Consider the following 1,784-nt stretch of genomic DNA (forward strand, 5'->3'; position numbering starts at 1 on the left):
GAGAGATCATCATTCACCCAGCGGGCTTGCTCTGGCAGCGCATAAAAAATAAATAAACAGGCAAGTAAAAAACCAAACGCCATTACGGCAATAAAACTCTGTGCCCGTAAACTGTGCCACCAATTAATTTTCAACATAAAATAAGCGTAACCCCCACTGAGTTAACTGCTGATATTCAGCTAAAGTTGCAATGCTGGGTTTAATAATTGGAATACCTGCAAGCAAGTGTTTGTGCTCTTCACTTTGGCCTATATCTAAAATAGCTTGTTGTACTTTTTGCTGAATGGCAGGATCCACTCTTGGGTGAGCCACAATAGGATGACGACTTATTTTGCGGGTTTTATAAATAATTTTAAGCTTGTCTTGTAGGTTTTGCGGTTGCTGTTTTAGCGTACCTAGCACGCCACCGCCAGCCTTAGTCGAGTTTAATGCCACATTTAAATAAACCGAAGAGTGGGTTTGTACATAAACCGGCTTTATTGTTAGCCCATACAACTGCGCTAAATCAGCACGCATTAATAATGACGCCCCCAATGCATTAGGCGCCGGAAAAGCAATTTCGGCACCTTCTAACTGGCTAACATCGTCTATGCCGCTATTTTTATTCACCACTAACACACCTTGCAGTTGGCGCCCTGCATCTTTTATTAACGGCAAATAACCTTGTTTTTCGTTAGCGATGACACAGTGCCAAGGGTTCATGTAAGCAAAATCATACTCGCCATTGGCAAAAGCTTGTTCAAATACAGGTATAGACTCAACAGTGATTAACTTAATCGTCACCCCCGTCTGTTCACTCACCTGGTCAAGTAAAGGTTGCCAAATTGCATTCAACTTTTGCGGCTCATATTGCGGCACCACCCCAAACGTATACTCTTGAGCCAACAACCACGAGCTTTGAATCAAACATAATATCGCTACTACATACTTCATTGGTGCTCCAAATAATCGTTTGCCGTCATTGATTAGCTTAGTAAAATACTGACCAAGTCACCATAACATTATTATCTGAATTCAGGTCCATTCAATAAGAAATGCTTTTGCTTGCTACTATTTACCGATAAATATTGCGATATAAGTCAGCGAATAATCAGTGTGTCCCCCACTTACTTATTATCTTCCCTCTTCTTTTTATTATTCATTAGCATCACTTTTTCAGATTAGAACAATCGTTTTTATTCGCACCTACCATTTAGATACTTTCCTATACTCTGGTTTCGCCTAGTAATTTAAGCCCTGATTTTAATCCTCGAGTACATCAAATGGATAGTTAATAGCTTGAGTGGTTAATTAGGTTTTGTGTTTTAGCGTAACCATACATCTTCACATGAAGCGAAGATGCGTTAACTTTAAGGAAGCTAACTATGAAACATCCATTATTTAATCAAAAAGTACTCGCGGGTTTTGTCAGCATGCTGCTTATATCCGGCTCTGCTTTCGCCAGCAATAACGAAAAGTCAGAAATGACCAAGCCCAAAGGAGCTGTTGGAACTGGTGTAGCATTAGAAAACCAAGCAAGAACGAATCAATTTTGGTGGCCTGATCAACTTAATCTATCTGCGCTGCGTGACCACGATAAGCGCTCTAATCCTTATGGCGAAAACTTTGACTACGCCAAGGCATTTAACAGCCTAGATCTTGATAAAGTCAAACTAGACATTAATGCGTTACTGACCACATCTCAAGATTGGTGGCCGTCAGATTATGGCAACTATGGCCCCTTTTTTATCCGTATGACATGGCACAGTGCAGGTACCTATCGCACCCTTGATGGCCGAGGGGGC

At 41.0% G+C, this 1,784-nt stretch carries 1 protein-coding gene and 1 pseudogene; one reads left to right on the forward strand and one right to left on the reverse strand.

The window, feature by feature from the left end; translation table 11 throughout:
* Positions 1-123 precede the first annotated feature (123 nt).
* Positions 124-933 carry a phosphate/phosphite/phosphonate ABC transporter substrate-binding protein gene (locus CXF78_RS16315; protein ID WP_102037370.1) on the reverse strand — a complete coding sequence of 270 codons (810 nt, stop codon included), beginning with the start codon at positions 931-933 and terminating at the stop codon, positions 124-126.
* 431 nt (positions 934-1,364) lie between these two features.
* Here CXF78_RS16315 and CXF78_RS16320 point away from each other — a divergent pair.
* Positions 1,365-1,784: pseudogene (locus tag CXF78_RS16320) on the forward strand (catalase-peroxidase); the annotation flags it as partial.

It is taken from the genome of Shewanella sp. 11B5 (assembly GCF_002836795.1).
Lineage (GTDB): Bacteria > Pseudomonadota > Gammaproteobacteria > Enterobacterales > Shewanellaceae > Shewanella > Shewanella frigidimarina.